This is a genomic window from Paenibacillus sp. FSL E2-0177, from assembly GCF_037992975.1.
In the GTDB taxonomy this organism is placed as follows: Bacteria; Bacillota; Bacilli; order Paenibacillales; family Paenibacillaceae; genus Paenibacillus_AQ; species Paenibacillus_AQ odorifer.
On sequence record NZ_CP150307.1, the window covers coordinates 6105410 to 6132244 of the forward strand.

The following is a 26835-nucleotide window of genomic DNA, read 5'->3' on the forward strand; positions in this document are numbered from 1 at the left end:
AAAGCTCAGGTTATACCTGAACTGCAACTGTGGCTTTTTGGGCTTCTATTTTAGATGTTTTTGCGAAAAGAACTCGGGGAGAGCCCTACATATTTACGGAACTTGGCGTTGAAGTAATCGGGGTTCATGTACCCTACTTTCTCGGCCACCTCATATACTTTCATGCCTTGCGCTAGGAATTGCTTCGCCTTCTCAATCCGCACTTTGTCCACATACGTATTGAAGTATTCCCCGGTAGTGTTCTTGAACATTTTACCTAGATATGCGCTGTTGTAATTAAATAACTCGGATAAGGTCTCAAGCTTAAGGTTCTCATTGTAACGGCGGTTGATTAGCTCCGTAATTTTTTTGATCTCATTCCCTTTGCTGCCACTGGACATTTGATCGGCGATCTCCGCCATGAAATTGACGGCCTGCTCTTGCAGGTCTGCCAGGTAATGACTATGGTAGAGCTCACCGATCGGCGGGGAATGCTTAGCGGCATTGCTGCGAATCTCTGGATAGACCGGTTCGAGACGGGCCAACACCGTGCTGAGAATCCGCACAAATGTATCTTTAATCTGCTGCTCCTCACTGCCCGCAGCCAGTAGCTCCGCACAGATCGTATCCACCAGCGGTTCAATGGCCGCACGGCTTCCGGTTTCAACAGCCAGCATTAGGCGGCTCTCCGCATCCTGCCCTTCTTCGGCGTACGCCTCCGCCACTCCAGGAAACAACATACCGGAGAGATCGGCGCTGATCAGAATCCCTTTGCGGTAAAAGAATGCCCGGCGCAGCAATTCACGCGCCACTTGAAAAGACTGTGCCGCCTCTTCTGGTCCAGCTACAGGGCCTCCCGTTGCTGCGCTGAAGTCGTATCCCTCGCGGCAAATTAAGGAAGCAAGCTCTTCCATCAGCCGCTCCTGTTCCTGCTTTCCTGGCAGCGGCTCTTGCAGCAGGAATCCAATATATGGCGGCATCGTGAAAAACATCCGCTCTTCACTGCTGCCAAAATACTGTTCTACCGCGGCCTTAACGGCCCGCTCCCCTTCCTCACTGCCGCCCGCAGGCGCGAGTAATTCGAGTAGGATCACTTCGACACGGTCTGATTTAAGACCCAGTGCTGCCGCATGCTTAGCAGGATCATTCTCCCCCTCCTCCGCAGTTGAAGGCTGCAGCAATGCACGCAGCAGGCTTTCGCGATTACGGGCAGGCTCCTCTTCATTCCAGCGGCTAAAGCGATCTTCCTGAGCGATCGTGACTCTGAGTTCCTCCAAATAGTTGATCAGCTCTTCCTCATCCACCGGCTTCAGTAAATAGCCGTCAATGCGGTATGAAATGGCTCGTTTGGCATACTCAAAGTCCGCATGACCACTTAAAATCAGCACATGGCTGGTCGAGCCTTCCTCGCGCAGCTCACCGATTAACTCCAGCCCGTCCATACCAGGCATACGGATATCCACAACAATCAGTTCCGGATAAAAAATATGATATTTCTCCTGTGCTTGCAAGCCGTTGGCGGCCGTAGCCACCACCGTATACCCTAGCTCTTCCCAAGGGATCAGAGCCCGAAGGCCTTCCCGCAGCTTTGGTTCATCATCAACAATCAATACTTTGATCATAGATTTATGTCCTCCATTGGAATACGAAACGTAATAGATGTTCCTTCATTCATCCGGCTTTCGATATTCAGTCCATATTCAACACCGTAGGATAACTTCAAACGGTCGTGTACATTGCGCAGCCCGATCCGTGCCTCTTCCTGCTCATCACGAACCTCAAGGGTATAACGGATCTGCTCCAGCTTGTCCGGAGTGATCCCGGCTCCATTATCGGTAATGGTAAAGACCGCATGATTCTGCTCACGCTTAATATTCACCGTAACCATTGCTCCATCCATCGTGTTGTCCAGCCCATGAATCACCGCATTTTCCACAAGCGGCTGCACAATCAGCGGCGGGATGTAGAGTGATTCGACGGCAGGGTCTACAATAAATTGATATTTCAAACGATCCTCATAACGGAATTGCTGAATATCCAAATAACAACGAACCACTTCAAGCTCCTGGCTAAGCAAAATTTTACTTCGGCCTACCTCCAGATTACTGCGCATCATTTTGCCAAGAAGACGCACTACCCGTGCAATCTCCACTTGCCCTTTCATATGGGCCTCCATACGAATAGATTCCAGCGCATTGAACAAGAAATGAGGATTGATCTGGCTTGCCAGCATTTTAAAACGGATATCATTCTGTTTCTGTTCCAGCAGACTGTTCTGGTCATTAGATTCCTGTACCTCGTACATCAAATCGTTAATACTCCGTACCATAGAATTGAACTGACGAGCTAACAGGGCAATTTCATCTTTGCCATCAATTTTTAATGAAGTGTCAAAATCACCCGTACTAACGCGGTTAATATGTCTGCTTAACTGCAATAATCGACGTGAAAATAATGAAGAGAAACTATATATGATTAAAAAGGCCAATAAAACGCTTACGGCAATCACGGTAATCGAAAGCTTAATCACCCGATTAGGTTCTTTGACTATACTATCAATAGAAAAAACAGAAATAATTCGCAGGGCGTTACGGCTGGCTTGTGGTTTAAGTTCTTCTATCACTATTTTGGAGGCTTCACCATCTACTTCTGCCTCATAGCTCCCGCTTCCTTGCCCCAAAAGCTTTGTATCAAAAGAAACATCTGCCAGTTTCTTTCCTGTCCGATCGCTCCGGTTCGCAGCAATGATATTATCCTGATCATCCACGATCATGGTATCAAATGATTCCTGGCTCAGAATTGAGGTTAGCTGGTGACTGTTTACATTAATAACGAGCACGCCAATTTTACTGGAGCCCTCCAGCTCGATTTTGCGGACTAGGCTTAAATAATTCCGCTGATCACGCTCATCCTCTATATATTCCCAACCGACGAGGCTATCGTACCGCTGTGCTCTCTGATACCACTGGCTCTCCTTAATGGCAGACGAAGGATTGATCAGCTCCCAGTTGTTAAGCAGCGTAGCATTATCAGTGTATAAACGTATGTTGGATATGTCTTTATATAATCTTAGGTATTCACGCATATCAGTGTAATCCCGATAAGCCTCAACCACATCATAAGTGCTTACATACTGGCGTATGGCGAGTTTTTTCAGCCGGGCATCATTGGACAATCGATACGCTATATCTTGCGATACACCGATGACTTCTTCTGTTCTTTTTTTTACCCGATCTACGTTAATTGAAGCTTGCTCCAGTGCGTTCTCAAACGCCATGGTCCTCATCTCAATCGTAAGATAACCACCTACCAGTAATACCGGTAAAAGTGTAGTCAGTAAAAAAGCAAGTAGCAGCTTATTGCGGATTTTGATGTCATTCAGCACCTTAACAAACCATTGAAACATGGCCTTTCGCCCCCCGAAACCTTCACTATCTCATGTACAGGCTGCCACTACCTTGGAGATATTCCATACTTTACAGAAGAAAAATGAAAACGGCAACATTTTTGAATATTGCCGTTCATCACCTCTATAAAGAAGATGGTCTTTAAAAAGGCCTTCCGCCAGATGCGAAAGACCTTTTTTATATCAGACAGATTGATAAATGGCGTTTTATTGGCGATATGCAGCCAGCTTGTTATTCAATTCGCGGGTCTGGCCGTAAACTTCCTGATAGAGGTTGAATAGACCATCATAGATTGCCGTTTGTTTCGGATCTGGTTTATAAACATCAGCAGGACGGATAAACGCTTCTGCACATTCCGCAAGGGATGTGAACCATCCGCTTCCATAAGCCGCCAGCATAGCTGCTCCCATTGCCGGACCCTGTTCACTTTCCAGCTTCACGATGGATGCATTGAAAATATCAGCCTGCATTTGCAGCCAAGCCTCATTTTTAGCTCCACCACCAATTGCAATGATCTCTGTAATCTCTTTGCCTGACTCACGTACAATCTCAATGGATTCACGCAGTGAGAAGGTAATGCCTTCTAATACTGCACGTGTAAAATGCGTCAACGTATGCCCTGAATCCATACCAATAAAGCTTCCGCGAATATTCGCATCTGGATGTGGTGTACGTTCTCCTACAATATAAGGTGTGAATAACAGGCCGCCGCTGCCAGCTGGAATAGAGGAAACTCCGCTTAACAGCTCATCAAAGCTTTTGTCCGCCGCAAAGGTTTCTTTGAACCACGTAAGGCTATGACCAGCAGCTAGTGTAACCCCCATAATATAGTAGGCATCTTTTTCACCATGGTTAAAGAAATGGACTTTGCCTTCGAGATTCAAATCTTTATTGCTCTCATAAGAAAGAACTACACCAGATGTACCAATACTGCACATGGTCCGGCCTTCTCCCAATACACCCGCTCCGAGCGCGCCACAAGCATTATCTGCACCACCAGCAAATACCTTCGTTGAAGATAAAAGACCTGACGCTTCAGCAATGTCCGGCAATAAAGTTCCAGTCTGTTCAAAGGATTCTACCAATCTAGGACAAAGAGAAAGCGGAAGTTCAAAAGCCTCTGCGATTTCTGCACTCCATTCTTTAGAACCTACATCCAATAGCAACGTTCCGGCAGCATCGGAGTAATCCATTGCATAATCACCCGTCAACCGATAACGAACATAATCTTTTGGCAGCAGGAACTGATGCGCCTGTGATAATACTTCTGGTTCATTCTCTTGAACCCACAGAATCTTAGGCAGTGTAAAACCTTCCAATGCTTTGTTTCTGGCGATATCGATCAACTTCGTTCCAAGCGTCTTCTCAATCTTACGACATTGTGCAGTAGTACGGGTATCATTCCAAAGAATAGCTGGACGCAGCACTTGCCCTTCTTTATCTACCAGTACCAATCCGTGCATTTGTCCGGAGAAACTTAGACCGTCTACTTGAGACGGGTCTATGCCTGATACTTCAATCAGACGGCGCAGGCTGACCAGCGTGCCCTTTACCCAATCTTCAGGATTTTGCTCACTCCAGTTCGGTTGGGGTCTGCTTAGCGGGTAGGACTCGGAATGCTCAAAAGCCACCTTCCCCTGCGGGTCCACTAGAACAGTCTTCACTGCACTAGTCCCCAAATCAACACCTATAACGTATTTCATTTTTGACCTCCTAAAAGTTTTGTTAGCATAGACTTCATTGAATTACTTCGAGCAAAACTTACTTCGTAAGCATCTTGCTTAGTTTTTACTACAAAAAGGGGGCTGCCGAAGAATGCTCTCTTCAGCAACCCCCGTTGCATTTGTTCAAACTCGACTCAAAGCCTAAGCTTCAAGCTCCCTATAAGGACTACTCAGCCAAGATGTATTGGTTAAGGGTAGCTCTCAGGTATTCTTGACGTCCGGATTGGTTAGGACGTGGGTTCTCATTGTTCAAAGCATATTCAGCCAAAGAAGCCAATGTTGCTTTACCGGAAACGATGTCTGCACCAACGCCTTCTGTGAAGCTGCTGTAGCGTTTGTCAATGAAATCTTCGAATACGCGATCTTCGATCAATTTAGCAGCAACTTTCAAGCCTTTTGCGTAAGTATCCATACCAGCGATGTGTGCCAAGAACAGATCTTGTGGCTCGAAGGAAGGACGACGTACTTTAGCGTCGAAGTTAATTCCGCCTTTGCCAAGACCGTCATTCTTCAATACTTCATAAAGAGTAAGTGTTGCATCGTAGATGTTTACTGGGAATTCATCAGTATCCCAACCAAGCAGTGTATCCCCTTGGTTAGCGTCAAGTGATCCAAGCATGCCATTAATACGAGCTACACGAAGTTCATGTTCAAAAGTATGACCTGCAAGCGTAGCGTGGTTAGCTTCAAGGTTCAGCTTGAAGTGCTTGTCGAGGTTGTATTTTTGCAAGAACGAAATTGTTGTTGCTGCATCGAAATCATATTGATGTTTAGTAGGCTCTTTTGGTTTAGGTTCGATCAGGAATTGACCATCAAAACCAATTTCCTTAGCGTAATCTACAGCCATGCTGAACAGACGTGCAATGTTATCTTGTTCAAGACCCATATCTGTATTCAGCAATTCTTCGTAACCTTCACGGCCGCCCCAGAATACATAGTTGCTTGCGCCCAGACGTTTACCAACTTCCAGACCTTTCTTCACTTGTGCTGCTGCATGTGCGAAAACATCAGCGTTAGGTGTAGAACCTGCACCGTGCATATAACGCGGGTTAGTGAACATATTAGCTGTATTCCACAGCAATTTCTTGCCGGAAGTCTTCATGCCTTGTTCAAGGATATCAACAATAGTGTCGATGTTGCTGTAGAACTCACGCAAAGATGCGCCTTCTGGTGCGATATCTACATCATGGAAGCAGAAGTAAGGCAGATCCATCTTGTCCATAAATTCGAATGCTGCTTCAGCGCGAGCTTTAGCTTTATCAAGACCACTCAATTTGTCCCAGCTGCGAATTGCAGTTTCAGCGCCAAACGGATCAGAACCGCCAGCAGTTAATGTATGCCAATAAGCCATTGCAAATTTCAGATGTTCCTCCATAGTTTTGCCGGCTACGACTTCTTTAGGATTGTAGAATTTAAATGCATAAGGGTTGGTGGAACGGCTTCCCTCGTAAGAGATTTTGTTCACTGTCTCAAAATAAGCCATTGTGTAATCCTCCTCATATTGTGCTACGCTAGCAAGCGTTTACAGCATCATCTTAACACATCTTTTTGACTTTGTATATTGGTTAAACAAAGTTTTTTTATAAAATTTCCGCCTCTTTAAGTCTCCCTTGCCTATCCGTTTAATATTCAAAAAATCCAACAAACATAGATTTCCTCTTTTCTGCCGATGTATTGCAATTTCCAGCACATCACTCTAGACTAAGTGGCATACAACAAAAGGGAACTATGCTAAAAAGGATGTGTGATTCGTGAAGGTTACCGGAGATCAGGCGCTGGTCAAAAAAATCAATAAATCGATCGTACTACATACTATTCGAAGGAACTCTCCGCTCTCGCGCGCCAAGGTTTCAGAGATGACCGGACTGAATAAAGCTACCGTATCCAATCTGGTGGCTGAGCTATGCGCTCAAGAATTAGTGACTGAAGTTGGACCAGGTCAATCCAGTGGCGGACGTAAGCCGCTAATGCTGCATTTTAACAGCATGGCCGGCAGTGTAATCGGTATAGAGCTACGGGTGAAGCAACTGACAGCCGTCTTATGTGATTTAAGTGGTGGCATTCTTTTCGAAAGCGATTTCTCCCTGGACAATCATGCTCTGCCTTATGTACTGGAACGGATGAAAAAAACAATTTCAGACTTGATTGATAAAGCACCTGAATCCCCGTACGGTATCGTCGGCATCGGAGTAGGTGTCCCCGGGATGGTGGATGAGAACGGGGTTGTTCTTTTTGCTCCCAACCTTGGCTGGGAAATGGTCGACCTGCGGGGTATTTTGGAGGCGGAATTCGCGGTTCCAGTCACTATTGATAACGAAGCTAACGCAGGTGCACAAGGTGAACTGAACTTTGGGGCGGCAAAAGATGTTAGACATCTGCTCTATATCAGTGCGGGTTCAGGGATCGGATCCGGTATTATTATTGGCGGAGAGCTGTACAAAGGTGCAAGAGGATATGCCGGCGAGACCGGACATATGACGATTGAAGCACAAGGCAAGCCGTGCAGTTGTGGGAGCCGTGGCTGTTGGGAGCTATATGCCTCGGAGAAAACCTATGACCATTCCGAGTTCTCCCTCCCTGCTCATACCACACAAGAACTGGTCCGTTATGCAGCCGCTGGACAAGAAGACGCCTTGCGCCACTTCTCATCTATGGGTGAATATCTCGGCATCGGAGTAACGAATCTAATCAATAGCTTTAATCCAGAGCTGATTGTCATCGGTGGAGCCTTATCCGAAGCAGAAGCCTGGTTAGGGGAGCCCCTTCGCCGGGTTGTAGCCGAGCGTACACTTCCTTATCATAAGCAGCAGCTCGAGATTACCTTCTCCAAGCTGGGCAGCCGAGGCACGATGATAGGCGCGGGGTTCTCTGCAGTTATGCATTTTCTAGGCGATATTCGGGTGACCGTTTAATGTAGTCTAATGGACAACGTTTTGCGGGACAGTTTCACGGGTGAAATTCAAGAGCGGATAGAATTGACGTAAAATTGCCGCATTTAGGTGGATCAAAAGTGCAGTAAAAGCAACTTAAATCCTATATAATAAAGGATAAGTTAGTGTGACATTTATCACTACAACCCCTTTTTTGAAATGGAGAGCGAGTCCATGACCTATGTTGATACGTCTGATATCTCGGCACAGATGTTCATCACTGTGTTGCTTTTTCTGCTCATTATTGCCCCTTTGATCAGTCTCGGTGTGCTCCGTTTTTTTCAAGCCAAAAAGAAATCAGGATTCATTCTGATCGGCAGCGGTGTTGCTGTATACGTCCTATTTCAGATCATTACCTCTTTCACTCAAGCTTAAATTGAACTTTGCGATTTACATCATAAAAAATAGCCTGCGCATATTAGCGTCAGGCTATTTTTGTATACTTAGACCACAAAAAGATCACCTCCAAAATGGAAGCGACCTTTTGCAATTTCCTCACAGAAATATATTTAATTAAACAGTCGCCAATGCTTTGTCGAACTGAGTTTTATTCATCCCCACGATTTTGTGCTCACCAATTACAGTTACAGGAACAGCTCTCATTCCCATATCCCAAACCTGCTGCGCGTAATCATCATTCTGCTCAATATTACGCTCTTCATAGGCTACGCCTTTTTCACTCAAAAAGCTCTTCACCTGACGGCAATGTGGACAATTTGTTGATGTATATACAATTACATTTTCCATCATTAGACCTCCTATGGAAGATTACAGTTATGTTACAGAATAACCGCGCTATGTTCCAGACTTTCAATGTATTTCTCAGCATCCATAGCTGCCATACATCCACTGCCTGCTGCCGTAATTGCTTGTCTATAACGGGTATCCTGCACATCACCACAAGCGAATACGCCTGGGATATTAGTTTCAGAAGTACCTGGGTTAGTCATGATATAACCTTCAGTATTAGTTGTGATTTGTCCACCCAAAAATGCAGTGTTAGGATGGTGGCCAATCGCCACAAACACTCCGCTTGCTTCAATGATTTCTTCTTGTCCGGTCTCATTGTTCAGCACTTTTAGTCCACTCACGCCTTTGTCTCCAGAAGTTACTTCCAGAGGAGTACGATTCAGGCTCCAAGCTACTTTAACATTATCGCGAACGCGATCCTGCATGATCTTGGAAGCACGTAGCTCTTCACGACGGTGTACCAGCGTTACTTTGGAGGCAAAACGAGTCAAGAAACCCGCTTCCTCAAGCGCAGAATCTCCACCGCCAACAACCACGATCTCTTTATTACGGAAGAAGAATCCATCACAGGTAGCACAGGTGCTCACACCGCGTCCCACATTATCCTGCTCGCCTGGGATACCGAGGTATTTTGCCGTAGCGCCAGTGGAAATGATCAGGGTATCCGTCGTAAGAACACCCAATCCTTCAACATTAAGCTTAAAAGGACGCTCTCCAAGTTCTACACTGTTCACCCAACCCGTACGGAATTCCGCACCAAAACGTTCAGCTTGTTTACGCATATTATCCATTAAGTCTGGACCCATAATTCCATCAGGAAATCCCGGGAAATTCTCCACTTCTGTAGTGGTGGTCAATTGTCCGCCAGGTTGAGGTCCTTCGATTACTAGTGGGTTCAAATTGGCACGAGCCAAGTAGATAGCAGCAGTCAACCCCGCCGGTCCGGTTCCAACAATTATTGATTTATACATATCTATATCCTCCTTGAGTTAGACGGCAGTGACGTCGCTTCTTATTTAAAATAATTATAATGTAGTCTTAATTATGCTAACTGAAAGCAAAAATGTCAATAAGCCAGACTCCCTCAGGGAAAAATCATTTGTGAACAATTTAATTTTTGGCAATAAATAATACACAGTAACTTCACTGACCACTTACCGCAACAATCGCAGCCCATTAAGAATAACCAATATCGTACTGCCTTCATGACCGATCACGCCAAAAGGAAGGGCGATGCCCTGCACAAAGTTACTGATCATCAGAACCGCGATTACTGTTACAGCAAAAATCATATTTTGCTTCACAATACGCTGTGAGCGCCGTGCCAATGAAATGGTCGAGGCGATCTCTTCAATATTATCATTCATAAGTACTACATCGGCGATCTCAAGCGCTGCACCACTGCCTTTCATGCCCATACCCATGCCAACAGTCGCTGTAGCCAGAGCAGGCGCATCATTCACACCGTCACCCACCATCACAACATTACCGTGCTCTTCACGAAGCGCCTTAATATGCTTTACTTTATCCTCTGGTAAAAGGTCGGCAAATACTAAATCTACTCCGGTTGAAGCCGCAATAACTTTTGCTGTAGCTTCCCGGTCACCCGTAAGCATAGCCACTTTAATCCCCAGCTCCTGCAGCTTCCGCACTGCGGCTTCTGCTTGTGGGCGAACTGTATCCTGCAATGCAATCATACCTGCGATATGCTCACCGTCCAAAATAATGGAGACAGTCTTCCCCTCTTCCGCCAACTGCTGCCGTTTAGTTCTCCAGAATGCAAGCTCAGAACTTATCGCAGACGAAGTCAGCTCATCCAGTAAATTGGACTTTCCAATTTTCCAGAGATGCCCGTCAACTTGACCTTCAATTCCCCAGCCAGTGATGGTTTTACTTTCCTGCACACCCCGCAGCTCCAGATATTCTTCCTCAGCTTTACGCACAATGGCTTCCGCCAATGGATGGCGGGACATATGCTCAATGGATGCGCTAATCGCCAGTAATTCTTCCCGGTTGTAGCCTTCAGCTGCAATAAAGTCTGTCACCTGCGGAGTTCCCTCTGTAAGGGTTCCTGTCTTATCAAAAGCTACAACAGAGGTCCGGGCCATATTTTCGAGGTGGACCCCACCTTTAAATAAAATCCCTTTTCGTGCACTTTTGGAAATGGCCGACAGCATCGCAGGCATAATCGATGAGACCAACGCACAAGGCGAGGCTACTACAAGAAAAACCATCGCTTTATAAAAGGTTGCGCTCCAGCTCCAGTCCAGCAAAAAGGGTGGAAGAAAAATAAGAGCCACAGTCGAGGCAACGACAACCCGTGCATAGATGGCTTCCAGTCTTTTAATGAATCGCTGTGAGTTTGGAACATCCGTCTCTGCTTCTTCTACCATCTTAATGATCTTGGAAAAAAGTGTGTTCTCTGCTGATTTCGTTACTTCAATATAAAGTGGACCTTCTCCATTGACCGTACCTGCGAATACTTCGCTGCCGGCACATTTTTCAACAGGCACTGACTCTCCTGTAATGGAAGCCTGATCTACTGCCGATTCTCCTCTGTACACCTTACCATCTGCAGGAATAAGATCCCCTGGACGTACAAGCAACAGATCTCCAATTACTAACTGATCGATAGCTACCTCGTTCATGCTTCCTTTCTCAATCCGCATGGCTGTGGCAGGTTTCAAGGCCATAAGTGAGGAAATATCCTTCTTACTCCGTTCCATCGTATAGCTCTCTAAAGCTCCACTAAGCGCAAAAATAAAGATGAGCATAGCACCTTCATTCCAGTACCCAATGGTAGCTGCGCCTAGTGCGGCCGCAATCATCAGCAGGTTCACATCGAGATCACGTTCTTTGACGAGCGTCTCAACGCCTTCTTTGGCTTTGTTCCAGCCACCAATGGTATACGAAATAACATAAAGTACTATAGAGAAAACTTCTGACCAGCTGCCCATAGCCCAAGCAAAAAGCATAAGTACTCCGCTGCCAAGCGCAGCCTGCATCTCGGAGTTGCTGAGCATGGCTCTCAGATCGAACCGGCGTTTTGGAGCGCCTGGTTTCTTCATGCTGCCGGAGATTGAGGTTTGCTGGGGTAAATGTTTTGATGTTGCTTGCATAATAATCACCATCCTGAAAGTTTTGTGTAGGATTACTTCATTGACTTCTCTTCGCAACAAAACTTGCATCGGGAGCATACGTTTTGTTTTGTCTAAATGATAATGAGAGCCATTCTTAAGACCCCTAAAATGACACATGCTGCCCCGGCTTAGCCGGGACAGCATGAATGATAACTATGAGTAGTGAGAATGATAATCATTGTTGCAATAGTACAACTATATTTCCTTAGTGCAACTTATATTTTAATAATACCACCTTGAACGAAAAAGTAAACCCTACCTTCCGGGCTATTCGTCATAAATTTAGAATAACTTTTTCCTATCTTAGCTGCGTATTTTATTTAAAAGCTCGGATAGGACTTGCTCTTCAACTGGCGTCGAATAAGCTCCACCTTCAAAAGACTTCATCGCTCCAATTCCAGCTTGGAACACAAACCGTATACGCCCTTTGCGAACCTTTTTATCCGTATACATCTTATCAATCAGCATTCTATTTGTAATAGTTGCTGGTATTTCAGTCGGAAGTCCCGCCTTCTTCAACAAAGCAATCACACGCTGAGTTTGGTCAGCCGTTACATACCCCAACTGCTCTGCCAGCTGCACCTGAACCGCGAGTCCAATCGCAATAGCCTCACCATGTAATAATTCATAACCACTTAATGCCTCTAACGCCCGGCCAGCAGTATGCCCCAGATTTAGAATTTGGCGCAGGTTGCTCTCCAGTTCATCCTTTTCCACCACGCTATACTTGATCTCACAATTATGAAAAGCAATCCGTTCGCAAACCTCTCGATCTAATACAAGATCGCCTTCTGAGGAAACCACTCGCTCCATATTCTGTTCAAGAAACTCAAAAAAATCAGCATCCGCGATGCAGGCATGTTTGATTGTTTCAGCCAACCCACTACGAAGCTCACGTACCGGAAGCGTTCTCCAAGTGGCTAGGTCAATGTAGACCTTTTTAGGCTGATGAAAAACACCAATTAGATTGGTTGCAACCGGTGTATTCACGCCCGTTTTACCACCAATAGAAGCATCCGCTGCTGCTAAAAGGGTAGTTGCATAGTTCAAACTTGGCACTCCCCGACCAAATGTTCCAGCCAAAAAACCTGCCAAATCCGTTACCGCTCCACCTCCAATGGCAAGGATACAGCAATCCCGTCCATAAGACCGGCTTAATAGCCGGTCCTCCAGCTGTGCCTTCGTTTCTCGGGTTTTAGACTTCTCTCCAGCAGGGAAAGAAAATAACTCCGCTTGAAAATCATTCTGATGCAGTTGTTCCAGCAAGGCTTGTCCATACAGGGCTTCAACTTTTGAATCTGTAACAATCGCGAATTTGCTTACATTCTCGACAATTCCATGTTTCAAATCCTCGATCAGAGCGCCAAAAAGACCTTCCCCAATCTCAATATCGTAAGAATGATCTACGACCTTTTGCAGGCCAACTCTAAAATTTGTAGACATCTACAGCACCCCTATTCAGCAAGATGCTAATAAAATTCGAGCGGCTGCGGCCATTATCCTGTTTATGTAAAATGTAAGGAGAAGCTGGAAACGTATCTGGATGTCCTAAAACTAATGTTGCATGTAGCTATTGGTGATAGTACAGAGGATTATGTACCTCTTCCTAACGAATAGCGTCTCTGGTGTCCGAAACTACGCTTAAAAAGCTAAAATCAGGCAAATAGCGTCATCTGGGTCCTTAAGCATCGGGGGTTGAGGAGTGCAGAGGTTAAGTGCAGAGTTTAAATGCAAAGCATGAGTGCAAATTAGTTTAAGTGCGGTGGTTGGGCACAGGGTGGGAGTGCGGAGGTTGCATCCAAAGCATGAGTGCAGATTAGTTTAAGTGCGGAGGTTGGGAACAGGGTAGGAGTACAGGGGGTTGAGTGCGGAGGTAGAGCGCAAAGTATGAATACGACACGAGTGATGAACGTATGATGCAAGTTGCTCGCGTATGTTGCTACTATCGGACTCAGCTGACCCTAATCGCTGATTTTAAACACATTTGGTATTCTAACGGACTCCATTGCAGCTATTGACCTGAAAAGAACCAAATATGTACCTCTTCCTAACGAATAGCGTCTCTCGTGTCCGAAACCATGCTTAATAAGCTAAAATCAGGCAAATAGCGTCATCTGGGTCCTTAAGCATCAGGGGGCGGAGGTTAAGTGCAGACTTTGAGTGCTGATTAGTTTAAGTACGGAGGTTGAGTACGGAGGTTGAGCGCAAAGTATGAGTACGACACGATTGATGAACGTATGATGCAAGTTGCTCGCGTATGTTGCTACTATCGGACTCAGCTGACCCTAATCGCTGATTTTAAACACATTTGGTATTCTAACGGACTCCATTGCAGCTATTGACCTGAAAAGAACCAAATATGTACCTCTTCCTAACGAATAGTGTCTCTCGTGTCCGAAACCATGCTTAAAAAGCTAAAATCAGGCAAATAGCGTCATCTGGGTCCTTAAGCATCAGGGGGGCGGAGGTTAAGTGCAGACTTTGAGTGTTGATTAGTTTAAGTGCAGAGGTGCACGATTAGTTTGAGTGCGGAGGTAGAGCGCAAAGTATGAGTACGACACGAGTGATGAACGTATGATGCAAGTTGCTCGCGAATGTAGCTACTATCGGACTCAGCTGACCCTAATCGCTGATTTTAAACACATTTGGTATTCTAACGGACTCCATTGCAGCTATTGACCTGAAAAGCACCAAATATGTACCTCTTCCTAACGAATAGTGTCTCTGGTGTCCGAAACCATGCTTAAAAAGCTAAAATCAGGCAAATAGCGTCATCTGGGTCCTTAAGCATCGGGGGGTGAGGAGTGCAGAGGTTAGTGCCTAGTTTGAGTGTTGATTAGTTTAAGTGCTGAGGTTGAGCACAGGTAGGAGCACGGAGTTGAGGACTGGGTTATATATACGCTGTTGAAGCAGGTAGCTAACGACCAAAAAAACAAAGCAACGATTCTCCGATAACCGGATAATCGCTGCTCTGAAGTCTTTTTTCGATTCTTATATGAACTGCACCGTATCGTTCAGCAGAAAAAGCTTACTGCCTTCCCCCGGCGGCAGTATCCAGCGTTTCTCGCTGCCTGGCGATCCAGATCAGGCAGGCCGCTCTCAGCAGCGCTTCGGTCCGCTGACCGGCGCTGCAAAAGATCCCGCTGAGCCCGATCTGATACAGATCGGCCAAAGCCGACGCCGCCGGTGTCCCCGCGGCGAGCACCACCGCCGCCGGCTTCACGCTCGTCACGGCGGCAAAAATCTTCCCTGCCGCCAGGGCGAATTCCTCCGCGGCGGTCTCTTCCGGCGCGTGTTCGCCCGCCGCGCCGTCCAGCACTAGGAAATCGGAGATACGCGCGATTTCCGCAGCGGCGGCAGGCTCCACATCGGGCGCGATCAGCGCCCCGATGCGGCATGCCGCCGCATAAGCGTGGCCGAGTGTCTGATCGGCCACGTCTTCGATGAATTCGCGCTTTGCAGCGAATTCGGCTGCGCTTGCGGTGTAGGCGACCAGCAGGTCAAGGCGGCAATCGCCGCCTTGCCGCTGGCTCTCCGCCACCGCAGCGAACAGCGCTTCGAGCTGCGCGTCCTGAAGCGCGGCAAGCTTGGCGGGCTGCGCCACCGCAAGCGACTCTGGATGCAGCAGGGTGACCGCTGCCCATTCGCCATCCGGAGATTCGAGCAGCTCGACAACAGCTGCGCGCAGACGATAAGAGATTCGCTGCAGAATACGCGCTGTTTGGAGTTCATCCTCGCTAGATAACCAGTTCTCATAAAGACAGAACAGCTCTGGTTCCAGCAGCCATTCCTCACTCCGTATCAAACACGGGCCCGCTTGAACAGTCCTTGTTCCTTCCCGTCCAGCAAGACGTTCTTCTCTTCCTTCACGCAGCACTAGGAATGTCGATGGTTCCCCCGGCCGCTTAAAATAAGACCGCTTCAAAGGCTCAATGACATCCCTCTGCTCTACTCCAGCGATAAATTCTGCGGCAGCGGAGGCTACGGATCCAGCTTGGCTCATTTCCATTCCCACAGTCCGATCACCAGCCTTATACATGAACTTGAACGGGCGCTCTTCACTACTCCGCAAACCATCCTGCTGACGTTCACCCTTCATCCTCGCACCCACCCTTTATCTTTGGATTGCTGCCGGTATGCCAAGCTATATAACATAAGCGACCGACATTTCATTTACCTACCTCACTTATAAATACGGGAGCCACACCTGAAATATGCAAGCGTTGCCAAATCCGATGAATATTCCAACTTTTTTAGGCAACAAAAAAAGCATTACCGCAGAGCAGTAATGCTTTTCGAAATATAAACTTCTATTGTTGACTGGCAGCAATTGCTTGCTCCAGATCATAGATAATATCATCAATGGACTCCGTCCCGATCGACAAACGCAGCAATTCCGGCGTTACTCCGGCTGTGATTTGCTCTTCATCCGACAGCTGTGCATGAGTTGTGCTCGCTGGGTGGATGATCAATGACTTGGAATCCCCAACATTCGCTAAATGAGAGAACAGCTTCACATTCTCAATCAGCTTACGTCCCGCAGCACTTCCACCTTTAATACCAAAAGTAAGGATCGCACCTTGGCCTTTAGGCAAATACTTTTGCGCTAATTCATGAGATGGATGCGTAGGAAGTCCCGAATAACTTACCCATTCCACATCTGAATGTGCCTCCAAATATTGCGCTACCTTCAGCGCATTCTGGCTATGACGTTCCATCCGCAAATGAAGAGTCTCCAGACCTTGCAGCAGCATCCAAGAATTGAACGGTGAAATCGCCGCCCCTAAATCGCGAAGCAATTGAACGCGGGCTTTAATAATATAAGCAATCGGGCCCACCGCTTCCGTATAAACCACTCCATGATAGCTTGGATCTGGCTCCGTAAGACCTGGGAATTTACCGCTTGCCTTCCAATCAAATTTACCGCCGTCAACAATAATCCCGCCAATGGATGTACCATGTCCACCGATGAATTTGGTTGCCGAATGGACAACAATGTCCGCGCCATGCTCAATCGGACGCAATAAATATGGACTTGGGAACGTATTGTCTACGATGAGAGGAATCCCATGTTCATGGGCGATCGCTGCAACTGCCGCAATATCCAGAACATTCCCCTGTGGGTTGCCGATTGTTTCTGCATACAAGGCTTTGGTCTTATCTGTAATCGCAGCACGGAAGTTCTCAGGATTATCCGAATCTACGAAATGTACCTTAATACCAAGCTTAGGCAGTGTTGTCGAAAATAGATTATAAGTCCCGCCATATAGGCTTGCTGCAGATACAATTTCATCCCCAGCGCCCGCAATATTTAGAATGGAAAAGGAAATAGCCGCTGCCCCGGAAGCTGTAGCAAGCGCACCTGCCCCGCCCTCAAGTGCTGCCACACGCTGTTCAAATACATCCGTGGTTGGGTTCATCAGCCGAGTATAAATATTACCGAATTCTTTAAGCGCGAACAGATCCGCTGCATGATCAGCATCACGGAACCCGTAAGAAGTGGTCTGATAAAGCGGTACAGCACGTGAGAAAGTAGTTGGATCAATTTCCTGGCCTGCATGGACAGCCAAAGTTTCAAACGACAGCTTGCGATCTTCTGACATAGGTATTTCCTCCCCTATAATTAAGTATAGAAATGATTAACAATTTTGAATTGTACCCATTCTCTCACAAACCACGTCATTTGAAAAGAAAAAAATCTCATTATTCCGGTGTGAATTATTGTACTTTGGTCAAATGCTTCTGCTAGTGTCCTCTACCTACTGGATAACGCTTTCAATATAAATTAATAAAAACCTCAACCTTATGTATAAAACACAATCGCTAATCAAGCTGATCGGTTAATAGTTTGAATCAGGACAGCGGCGAATGAGCTTGTCCTCCTCACTCGCCGCTTTCGATTCAGCCCTTCGGCTTAGTAATTGCTTTGGCTTGTTTCGCCTTTAGCAATCGCTACACCACCACTAGTTCCAATACGGCTTGCACCTGCTTGTACCATTACATGTGCATCTTCTGCACTACGTACACCACCGGAAGCTTTTACACCGATATTAGGTCCAACTGTAGCACGCATAAGCGCGATATCTTCTTTCGTTGCCCCGCCTGTAGAGAATCCAGTGGATGTTTTTACGTAATCTGCTCCGGCCTCAACAGATAGCTTGCAGGCACGAACTTTTTCTTCTTCCGTTAACAGACAAGCCTCAATGATGACTTTTGTCAGGGCTTTGCCGCGCGCTGCATCTACAACAGCTGCAATATCACGTTTAACCAGCTCATCGTTGCCATCTTTTAATGCTCCGATATTGATGACCATATCCACCTCGCCTGCACCTTTAGCGATAGCATCGGTAGTCTCGAATGCTTTGCTCTCTGTTGTCGATGACCCCAGCGGAAAGCCGATTACTGTACATACTTTAACCTCAGGCGTATCTTTCAGCACTTCATGGGCAGTAGCTACCCAAGCAGGGTTTACGCAAACAGAAGCAAACTTATAAGTTTTAGCTTCCTCCGCCAATTTAATAATGTCTTCTTTCCGTGCATCTGCTTTAAGCAGTGTATGATCAATGATCCCCGATAGTGTAATTTCGCTCATTTTTATTATTCCTCCATGATTTGGATAGTAGTTTTTTTCATCTCTGTAATCATACCAATAGAACTGTGCTTTGCAAAGCAAACAGGGTGGGCATGCCTACCTCAAACCTTAATTTGTGCAGATTTTATGGATTTTAAGTAGTTTATCATTCCCTAAATTATCTTTTTAAAAAAATAAAGGTTTAATCCCCTAAACTTTCCCAATTAAAAATACGATAATAGTCTTAGATAAATAGGTTTTTTTATCCTATTCATTAAAATTTTTCTTAGATAAAACTTAGGAGGAGATTAATCAAAAATGGGAAACTTCAATTTCGCCACAAATGCTGCCGATCAAAAACTGAATGTACAAGTGGAAGGAACTATGTCGCCAGAAGATGCAGGACGTTTCATTAATGAGTACAACCAAATCATAAGTGCATTCGACCCGAAACAATATGAGATCATCCTAGATTGCAAGACATTGAATGTATCCTCAAAGGACACACTTCCCATGCTTGAGCAATGCTACATACTGTACAAACAATCCGGATTTAAAAAAGTAACCTTTATTATTGCCAAAAGCCCTGTCCTAAAAATGCAGTTAAGCCGAGTGGCACGGGCAACGAAATTAGAAAATTACGAAATTATTGAAGCATAGGAGGCGCCACTTGGGACATATAGCGATTCGCCAAGCTGCTTATTACCACCCAGAGCATATCGTAGATAACGAATATTATCTGAAGCATTTTCAGAGTATGGGCAAGGACATCAAACGATTCCTAGAAGTCATGGGTCGCGACCGGAGATACATCGTAAAAGAACAGGGTGAAAATGCTCTGACGATGGGATTAAAGGCTGCCCAAAAAGTGCTTAGCGAAGCGAATTTGCAAGGTGAGGATATGGACATGATCATGTTCGCTTCACAGACGCCAGAGTACACCTATCCTACCAATGCACTTCTCCTACACCGTATGCTTCAAGGTAAACACCGGACCATTACGCAGGATTCCAATGCTAACTGCGCAGGAATGGTCTCCGCCGTGGAGCAGACAAGTCGTTATATGCAAGCCAATCCCAGCATCAGGTACGCACTCGTTGTAGGAAGCGACTACAGCTCAGTAAACTGCAATACAGATGATGAAATTACTTACCCTAACTTTGGGGACGCCGCAGCAGCAGTGATTCTAGAGCGCAGCAGTGAGTATGCAGGCTTCATAGATTCCCTTTATTACACCGATTCTGAAGGCTCCGAAAATATTATGTTCCCGGCCTGCGGCCTGTCGAATATTTATCAAGAGGGTATGACCCCAGAGCAGATTCGGATACGGTGGACCCCTTTTGACGGTACAGTGTGTGTGGATGCGGCTATAGCGGATATGAAGGAGCTTCTCTCACGCAACGGTCTGACTACGGATGATATCTCTGCATTCTGCCTTTCACAATTCTCACTGAAAAATATCGAGCTCATCCAAATCGGACTTGGGCTAACCGCAGAAAAGTTCATTTATGTAGGCGACGAGTTCGGCTACACAGCCACAAGCAGTCCTTTTATCGCCTTTCAACGCGGAGTCGAGGACGGACGAATTAAACGTGGCGATTATGTCTTCTTTTGGTCAGTTGGCGCTGGCTGGCAAATTCCTACGATGCTTTATCAATATTAATAGCATAAAAAGCCCTACTTCTATAGAAGTAGGGCTTTCATCAGAGGAAATAAATCAGAAACCCAATAATGAATTATTTAGTCAGGGATTGAACATCCACAAAAGGTGTGGCTCCCCCTGTTACAGATGGCAACACGCCGTTCCATTTTTCCAGCGCTTTCTCCTGAACCTCAATTTGCTTCAGCTGCACCAGCTCAGGTGTAACCTCTTGCTTCTTAAGTCTTAAAGATTCAGCCTCTGCTTGCGCCTGGGCGATTTTTTGCTTCGCTTCAATTTCAATCCGCCGGAGATCATTTTCGGCCTTCAATGCCTGCTGCTGGGCGACCTGCTTTGCTTCAATCGACTGGTTAAATGCCTCCGAGAATTTAAAGTTAACGATGTTAATATCGTTGACGATCAGGTCATATTTTGCCAGCCTAGCGGTTAAGTGCTCACTAATCTCACTCGACACTACATCACGACGCGTAATCAAATCTTCTGCTGGATATTTGGCTGTCACTTCTTTAACGATTTCTTGAATGGCCGGATTGATAATTACACTATCAAAATTACCTCCGATATTGTTCATCAGATTAAAGGCGGAAGCCTTATTTACGGAATAGTTCACCGCCACATGTGTGGACACGGGCTGAAGATCTTTTGAAGAGGCTGAAGTATCGGTCTCCGCCTTCGTTACCTGTGTATTGACCTGAATCACCGTCTGAATAAATGGAATTTTAAAATGAATGCCGGGTGACAATGTATTGTCATTTAATTTACCAAAGGTTTTGTATAAACCTACATGCCCATATTCCACTGATACAAAAGAGTTCGCGCCGATCAACAATACAATAAGCACCGCTGCAATACCGGTGACTATTTTTCCCGGACGCAGCTGTTTCAATTTCGGATTCATTTGCATATTCATCCAATACCCCTCCTAGATTATGGATAATCATTCAAGCTTAACCGTCTATACGGAGGTTTAGGGTAAATGGTCGCAGGAAATATTTCAACAGCAGTGGTCATGGCGTTACCGCTCTGGGATCAGTCCTTCTACGGTCAACCGGAATTTCTTGCTCTGCTTGTCCCCGATGTTAGAAGCTTCATATATTCCTTCATCCGTTAGCACCACGGAGTCCGCCTTTAAAGCATCATTAACAAAAGTTATCTCAGCGTGATCAACATTCCAGCGGTAAATATAGGCACTCATCGGATTTCCATGTGCGGCTACACCCTCAAAAGATCCATCCTGATCAACATCCAGCTCTTTGGAATGTCCGGTATCAATTTGCAGCAAACCCGAGGGGTTACCGCTCTCGTCGATTAAATAATAGTTACTGAGCGAGTTATTTGCTCCTAGTCCCCCGGTGATTTTCAACACCTTTTCGCTAAATAGCCGCACTACTTCTACCTTGATATCCTCCGGTTGACGATAATTATAAGTTCCTATCGCCCCTAGACTGTATTGTCCTTTGGAAGTAGAAGTTCTGGCATACACATAGTCTTCGTCACTAGCCATCGTATACACACTCACTTTGACTCCTCCAAAATCCTCCAGCTTCTTCTCTGTAATCAAAGTAGCGCCTGTGGGTGGAGCACTTAGTTGAGAGACTATGGGCATTGTATCCACCAGGTTCCACTCCAGCTTAATGAGGTTAGCAGCGGTGTTTGTTGGCTTCGGTCTTGAGGTGTGGTAGTCGTTAGCCGATTGAGCGGGGGATGGGTCCACCTGATGTTGGCAACCTGCCAGTAGATTCATTAGAAGCAAGGCTGTCAGCGTAACGGATTTATGTAAAGGAAACATCCTTGATCACTTCCTAACCTCTTTTTAAAAATAAATCTTTCATTAATCATAGATGAAGTTAGGCATTCAAATGTTACTTTTAGGAGGCGGGAGGGTTAATTTATTGTCTTTTGAGGGTATGCGCCGATCAAAAAGCTAAATTGGCATACAAAAAACCCGCATCAAATGCGGGTTAAGGTTAGCTATCCAGAATCAAGAGCCTAGCAGTTCACGCGCCAGTAGCCGGTAAACCTCTAGCCGTTTCTCCTGCGAATGTGGGATGCTGCATATCATTGCTTCTTGGAATCCATATTGTGCTTGTTCTTCTTGCAAACGTACGGCGATGTCTTTAACCGCACCAACTAAATGAATCTTGCGCCCTTCCTTGATTGACATCCGGTCAATTTCCGATAGCGAAATGTTCTGAGCTTCTTCTGGTGTCAGCACCTGAGTAATCCGGCCCTTACTCATCATCAACCGAAAAATATCCTGCGGTAATGCTTCATACTCAGCTTCTTCCTTCGTTTCTGCTGTGGTCACCATATAGGATACACTGATCTCTGGTTTGTCCATAAAGATAGAAGGCTGGTAGTTATTCCGGTAATGGTCCAAGATCTCATTATTCATCGCACCATTAAAAAATTGTGCGAAGGAGTATCCGACTCCCATTTGTGCAGCTTTTCGCGCACTATTGCCGCTCGAGCCTAACAACCATACTTCAGGGAGCGCCACCTTCGTTGGAGCAGCGAGATTTTTGGCATATAGCTCATCTTCCGGAATCTGATCACTAAGCAGCTGCATGGTAATGCCAAGCTTGTCATACATATTATGCAGCATTAACTCACGGCCTTCAGATAAAGCGTACATGGCGCTTGTATCGCCACCAGGAGCTCGTCCCACACCAAAATCAATTCTCCCCGGGGAAAAAGCACTTAACGTTTTAAATACTTCAGCCAGCTTAAGCGGAGAATAATGCATCATCATTACACCGCCGGTGCCGATTCGAATACGGTTGGTCTTGGCGGCTAAACGGGCAGCCGTTACTTCCGGAGCTGAGCTAGCAAATGTATTTCCGCCATGGTGCTCTGCCATCCACATTCTGCTATATCCCAGCTCATCTGCTAAAATAGCGAGTTCTTCTGCTTTATTCAGGGCACCTTCCGCAGTGTTGCCGCTTGTCACGGGTGCCTGATCCAATACGCTTAATCTCATGCGAATACATCCCTTCTTTGGTTAGATGACCATTTTATTACTGACCCATTCCTCTAAGACTGCAATCTTATCTTTAAAGCGTTCACCATGCATTTCCTCTGACAACGAAGCAATAGTCTCCCGCTTTAATACGGCTTTCCAAGAGGATTCAGCTTCTTCCATCAGATTCGATAACAGGCAGCAGCTGTCTTCTTTTTCTAAATCCAACATATCTACCAGAATACCATTCGATGAATACAGCGACTGCTGGCCTTCCACCGCGAGGTAAACGTCATATACACGAATATCTTCAGGGCTTTTCTTTAATTTAAAACCGCCTTTAATGCCGGGAACAGACGTGATAATGTCTGCGGTTACCAGCTTTCTTAACAGTTTCTGAAAATAGGTCGCCGATGCTCCGAGCTGCTGGCTAATCGCTTCCCCAGACAACACCGCCTTATCCGGCAGCATGTTGAGTAGAACCAGTGCATATACCGACTGTTCTACCCCTGTTTTCATATGCATGTACAGCACCTCGATTTACGTAAATAGCTTGATTCAAACTGTAGATAATACCATCCGCGTATAAAGCGGATAAACATTATCCACTTTATATTTTATATTATTTTAAACCCAAAGTAAAACCTTGCTGGCCTTTCTTTCAGTTAATATCTGCTATAAAAAAAAGATCGCGCATATAGCGCAATCTTTTTTCATATGGATAATCCCACCCGCTGAACCAGCTGTGAGCTCTGGTCATTAAGTCCGGTAATGGTGACTTTTTTACCATGCTCGGCGTATTTGCTCATCGTCTTCGCTATGGCATGGACAGCGGATTGGTCCCACACATGGGAGTGTGAAAAATCGATAATAATATGATCCGGATCGCTATCGTAGGCGAATTCATGAATGAAGTGGCTTGTCGTGCCGAAGAACAACTGGCCGGATACCGCATATGTTTTGGAAGAGGTTGCTTCCTGAACAGTTAGGCGGATCGAAGCTATTTTCCAAGCAAACGTTAAAGCACTTAGCAGAACTCCAAACAAAACCCCAATAGAAAGGTTGTCCGTAACCACCACAGTGACCACCGTCACAATCATAACCAGCGCATCGCTTAGCGGAACACGGGTTAAAGTTTTGAGTGAGCCCCATTCAAAGGTGCTGATACAGACCATTATCATTACGCCGACGAGCGCACCCATCGGGATCTGCTTCACCACATCGCCAAGTACGATAATTAAGAATAATAAAAAGATCCCTGATACAAACGTGGACAGACGCGTGCGTCCTCCTGACTTCATGTTAACCATCGATTGGCCAATCATCGCACAGCCTGCCATCCCTCCGAAAAAACCAGTGACTACATTCGCAAGCCCCTGTCCCTTCGCCTCTCTGTTCTTATCACTACCTGTGCCCGTAATATCATCTATTAAGGTGGCAGTCATCAGGGATTCCAATAGCCCAACTACGGCCAACGAAAGTGAATATGGCAAAATAATAAGCAGCGTATCCAGCGTGAACGGGATTTGCGGGAGATGGAATAGTGGCAAAGTTGCTGTAATATTCCCCATATCGCCTACGGTTCTTACGTCCAGATGAAGAGCGATACTAAGAACAGAAACAATAACAATCGCTACAAGTGCTGAAGGTACGGCTTTGGTAAACCGAGGAACCGTGTAGATAATAAGCAAGGTCAGAGCTACCAGTCCGTACATCACCCAGCCTTGTCCTTTAAAATGGGTAAGCTGTGCCATAAAAATCAGTATCGCCAGCGCGTTGACAAAACCCGTCATGACCGGCTGTGGCAAAAACGTGATAAACCGCCCCAGCTTTAGCATCCCCATCAATATCTGAAACACGCCAGCCAATACAGTTGCCGCGAACAGATACTCTATTCCGTGTTCTAGTACGAGACTTCCGACTAACAGAGCCATAGCTCCCGTAGCCGCCGAGATCATTCCGGGTCTGCCTCCGGCAAGTGCCGTTACAATCGCAATGCAAAAAGAGGCATATAAACCAACCATCGGACTTACTCCCGCCAGGATCGAAAAAGCGATCGCTTCAGGAATCAGCGCAACGGCTACGGTCATCCCCGATAAAATATCGGTTCGAGTGTTAGAAAACCACCCATTATTTAAGGTAAGCTGCTTCAAAATCTATTTTCCTCCTGTGACTATTAAAATGTGTGGATCTTTTGTCAGAAAAGACCCGGGGCCGGTGCAACGCTAATGTTGCTTATTGTACTCGACCCACCTTCACCTTCACAAAAAGATTAGTTAGACTTGTAAGCGCTTATACACCTCATTTTCTAGCGAATCCTTAAAATATCATGCAAATTCTATATTTCTAGATTACCGGTACAATCCGGAAGCCTTCACTTCATTAAAGAAGGTGTTGAATTCATCAATGTTCAGCTGCTGAGCGGCATCAGACAATGCCGTTGCAGGATCAGGATGCACTTCCACCATAATACCGTCAGCTCCAGCTGCGAGTGCGGCTTTCGCACATGGAATAAGGATGTCTTTGCGGCCTGTCGAGTGAGTTACATCAACCAATACTGGCAAATGACATTCCTGTTTGAGAATTGGCACTGCTGAGATATCAAGCGTATTGCGGGTCGCTTTTTCATAGGTACGAATTCCACGTTCAATCAGCATGATCTGTGTGTTTCCACGAGACATGATATATTCCGCTGCATGGATGAATTCATCGAGTGTGGCAGCCAATCCACGTTTCAGCAGTACCGGCTTGTCGACTTCTCCGACCGCTTTTAGCAGCTCGAAATTATGCATATTACGTGCACCGATCTGGATGATATCCACATAATCAAGTGACTCTTCAATATGTCTTGGATCTACAATTTCGCTGATGGTCAGCAGTCCATATTCATTTGCTGCTTCTCGTAATATTCTTAAACCGTCCATTCCCAGCCCTTGGAAATCATAAGGTGAAGTCCGAGGCTTGAAGGCACCTCCACGCATTACACGTACTCCGGCTTTTTGCAGGGCGGCAGCTACGGTGCGAGTCTGCAGTTCACTTTCCACAGAGCAAGGTCCGGCTACCATCAGTGAAGAAGGACCGCCAACCGTTACATCTCCCGGCAGAACAATCACTGTATCCTCTTTGTGGCTCTTGCGGGCTACCAGTAAAGTTTTTTTATGATCATCTGTTTGTAAGTCCAGAGAAGCTGAGAAAATTTGTTTGAAGAGGCTACGGATCGTCCCGTTAGTGAAAGGGCCCTTGTTGCTCGCTACGAGCTTATCCAGCATCTGTTTTTCCCGTTCTGGATCAAATTTAGGGACACCTTGTTTTTCTTTAACTCCTCCAATCTCCTGAACAATCTTAGCCCGCTCGGAGATCAGCTCCAGCAATTGCCCATTAATTTCATCCAGACGACCTCTAAGAACATCCAATTCCACGTTACTCATTACCCTTCCACTCCCTCTTTTTGTTATAATTTGGAACACAAAAAGGCCCCCCGTCGCAAGGGACGAGGAGCCGTGGTACCACCCTTATTTAGAATTAACCCGAATACTAGCACAAAGGAATAGAATCTCATGTTCCCCTGACTAAGAATTAATTCTGTCTTTCACCCGGTAACGCGGGGCGCGGGCCTCCCTACTCATACCTGCCACAACCTGTGACAAACTACTTCAGGGGCCGACTCGGAAGTGAACTTCGGCATTAATCGTCTCATGAGGGTGCTCTCAGTCTC

21 protein-coding genes are annotated in these 26835 nt (G+C 46.0%); 4 read left to right on the forward strand and 17 right to left on the reverse strand.

Annotated elements, in window-relative coordinates:
* Positions 1-50: 50 nt before the first annotated feature.
* The 4 genes from MHI25_RS27155 to xylA form a co-directional block, all read right to left on the reverse strand.
* Positions 51-1601, reverse strand: coding sequence for a response regulator transcription factor (locus tag MHI25_RS27155; RefSeq protein ID WP_340394633.1), 1551 nt, complete (start codon positions 1599-1601; stop codon positions 51-53).
* On the reverse strand, positions 1598-3385 hold the full coding sequence (locus MHI25_RS27160) for a sensor histidine kinase (protein ID WP_076128708.1): 1788 nt from the start codon (positions 3383-3385) through the stop codon (positions 1598-1600). The genes MHI25_RS27155 and MHI25_RS27160 overlap by 4 nt, the downstream gene beginning before the upstream one ends.
* Positions 3386-3592: 207 nt before the next feature.
* The gene (gene xylB, locus MHI25_RS27165; protein WP_076128710.1) at positions 3593-5089 is read right to left on the reverse strand and encodes a xylulokinase; all 1497 of its coding nucleotides are present in this window, start codon (positions 5087-5089) and stop codon (positions 3593-3595) included.
* 187 nt (positions 5090-5276) lie between these two features.
* On the reverse strand, positions 5277-6593 hold the full coding sequence (xylA, locus tag MHI25_RS27170; protein ID WP_076128712.1) for a xylose isomerase: 1317 nt from the start codon (positions 6591-6593) through the stop codon (positions 5277-5279).
* Between the two features lie 268 nt (positions 6594-6861).
* On the opposite strand from xylA, the gene MHI25_RS27175 reads away from it, so the two are divergent.
* Together MHI25_RS27175 and MHI25_RS27180 are read left to right on the forward strand one after the other, a co-directional pair.
* Complete coding sequence (locus MHI25_RS27175; RefSeq protein ID WP_076179356.1) at positions 6862-8022, forward strand: ROK family transcriptional regulator; 1161 nt, start codon at positions 6862-6864, stop codon at positions 8020-8022.
* A gap of 192 nt (positions 8023-8214) precedes the next feature.
* The gene (locus MHI25_RS27180; protein ID WP_036680251.1) at positions 8215-8415 is read left to right on the forward strand and encodes a hypothetical protein; all 201 of its coding nucleotides are present in this window, start codon (positions 8215-8217) and stop codon (positions 8413-8415) included.
* A 138-nt stretch (positions 8416-8553) separates the two neighbouring features.
* On the opposite strand, the gene MHI25_RS27185 is transcribed toward MHI25_RS27180, so the two are convergent.
* The 7 genes from MHI25_RS27185 to deoC all read right to left on the reverse strand — a co-directional run bounded on the left by MHI25_RS27185 (position 8554) and on the right by deoC (position 18522).
* On the reverse strand, positions 8554-8787 hold the full coding sequence (locus tag MHI25_RS27185) for a glutaredoxin family protein (protein ID WP_076128716.1): 234 nt from the start codon (positions 8785-8787) through the stop codon (positions 8554-8556).
* A 32-nt stretch (positions 8788-8819) separates the two neighbouring features.
* The gene (gene trxB / locus MHI25_RS27190) at positions 8820-9761 is read right to left on the reverse strand and encodes a thioredoxin-disulfide reductase (RefSeq protein ID WP_076128718.1); all 942 of its coding nucleotides are present in this window, start codon (positions 9759-9761) and stop codon (positions 8820-8822) included.
* 183 nt (positions 9762-9944) lie between these two features.
* On the reverse strand, positions 9945-11909 hold the full coding sequence (locus tag MHI25_RS27195) for a heavy metal translocating P-type ATPase (RefSeq protein ID WP_339281427.1): 1965 nt from the start codon (positions 11907-11909) through the stop codon (positions 9945-9947).
* Between the two features lie 324 nt (positions 11910-12233).
* Positions 12234-13373 (reverse strand): 3-dehydroquinate synthase, encoded by a 1140-nt coding sequence (gene aroB, locus MHI25_RS27200; protein WP_076308757.1) that lies wholly within the window; start codon positions 13371-13373, stop codon positions 12234-12236.
* 1585 nt (positions 13374-14958) lie between these two features.
* Positions 14959-16029 carry a hypothetical protein gene (locus tag MHI25_RS27205; RefSeq protein ID WP_340394634.1) on the reverse strand — a complete coding sequence of 357 codons (1071 nt, stop codon included), beginning with the start codon at positions 16027-16029 and terminating at the stop codon, positions 14959-14961.
* Between the two features lie 211 nt (positions 16030-16240).
* Positions 16241-17533, reverse strand: a complete 1293-nt coding sequence (locus MHI25_RS27210) for a homocysteine synthase (protein WP_036680260.1) — start codon at positions 17531-17533, stop codon at positions 16241-16243.
* Between the two features lie 311 nt (positions 17534-17844).
* Complete coding sequence (gene deoC, locus MHI25_RS27215) at positions 17845-18522, reverse strand: deoxyribose-phosphate aldolase (RefSeq protein ID WP_036680262.1); 678 nt, start codon at positions 18520-18522, stop codon at positions 17845-17847.
* A gap of 297 nt (positions 18523-18819) precedes the next feature.
* On the opposite strand from deoC, the gene MHI25_RS27220 reads away from it, so the two are divergent.
* Positions 18820-19161 (forward strand): hypothetical protein, encoded by a 342-nt coding sequence (locus tag MHI25_RS27220; protein WP_076099934.1) that lies wholly within the window; start codon positions 18820-18822, stop codon positions 19159-19161.
* A 10-nt stretch (positions 19162-19171) separates the two neighbouring features.
* Positions 19172-20164 (forward strand): 3-oxoacyl-ACP synthase III family protein, encoded by a 993-nt coding sequence (locus MHI25_RS27225; protein ID WP_076219606.1) that lies wholly within the window; start codon positions 19172-19174, stop codon positions 20162-20164.
* A gap of 73 nt (positions 20165-20237) precedes the next feature.
* Here the strand turns inward: MHI25_RS27225 and MHI25_RS27230 are convergent, their stop codons facing one another.
* The 6 genes from MHI25_RS27230 to MHI25_RS27255 form a co-directional block, all read right to left on the reverse strand.
* On the reverse strand, positions 20238-21071 hold the full coding sequence (locus MHI25_RS27230) for a prohibitin family protein (RefSeq protein ID WP_076128733.1): 834 nt from the start codon (positions 21069-21071) through the stop codon (positions 20238-20240).
* A 105-nt stretch (positions 21072-21176) separates the two neighbouring features.
* A complete protein-coding gene (locus MHI25_RS27235; protein WP_076280277.1) occupies positions 21177-21950 on the reverse strand; it encodes a hypothetical protein in 774 nt (257 codons plus the stop codon).
* A gap of 192 nt (positions 21951-22142) precedes the next feature.
* Positions 22143-23141 (reverse strand): LLM class flavin-dependent oxidoreductase, encoded by a 999-nt coding sequence (locus MHI25_RS27240; protein WP_248549622.1) that lies wholly within the window; start codon positions 23139-23141, stop codon positions 22143-22145.
* Positions 23142-23162: 21 nt separating this feature from the next.
* A complete protein-coding gene (locus tag MHI25_RS27245; RefSeq protein ID WP_076185449.1) occupies positions 23163-23645 on the reverse strand; it encodes an Rrf2 family transcriptional regulator in 483 nt (160 codons plus the stop codon).
* Between the two features lie 188 nt (positions 23646-23833).
* Positions 23834-25210, reverse strand: a complete 1377-nt coding sequence (locus tag MHI25_RS27250; RefSeq protein ID WP_254847764.1) for a SulP family inorganic anion transporter — start codon at positions 25208-25210, stop codon at positions 23834-23836.
* A 261-nt stretch (positions 25211-25471) separates the two neighbouring features.
* Complete coding sequence (locus MHI25_RS27255; RefSeq protein WP_076193656.1) at positions 25472-26548, reverse strand: bifunctional 3-deoxy-7-phosphoheptulonate synthase/chorismate mutase; 1077 nt, start codon at positions 26546-26548, stop codon at positions 25472-25474.
* Positions 26549-26835: the final 287 nt, after the last annotated feature.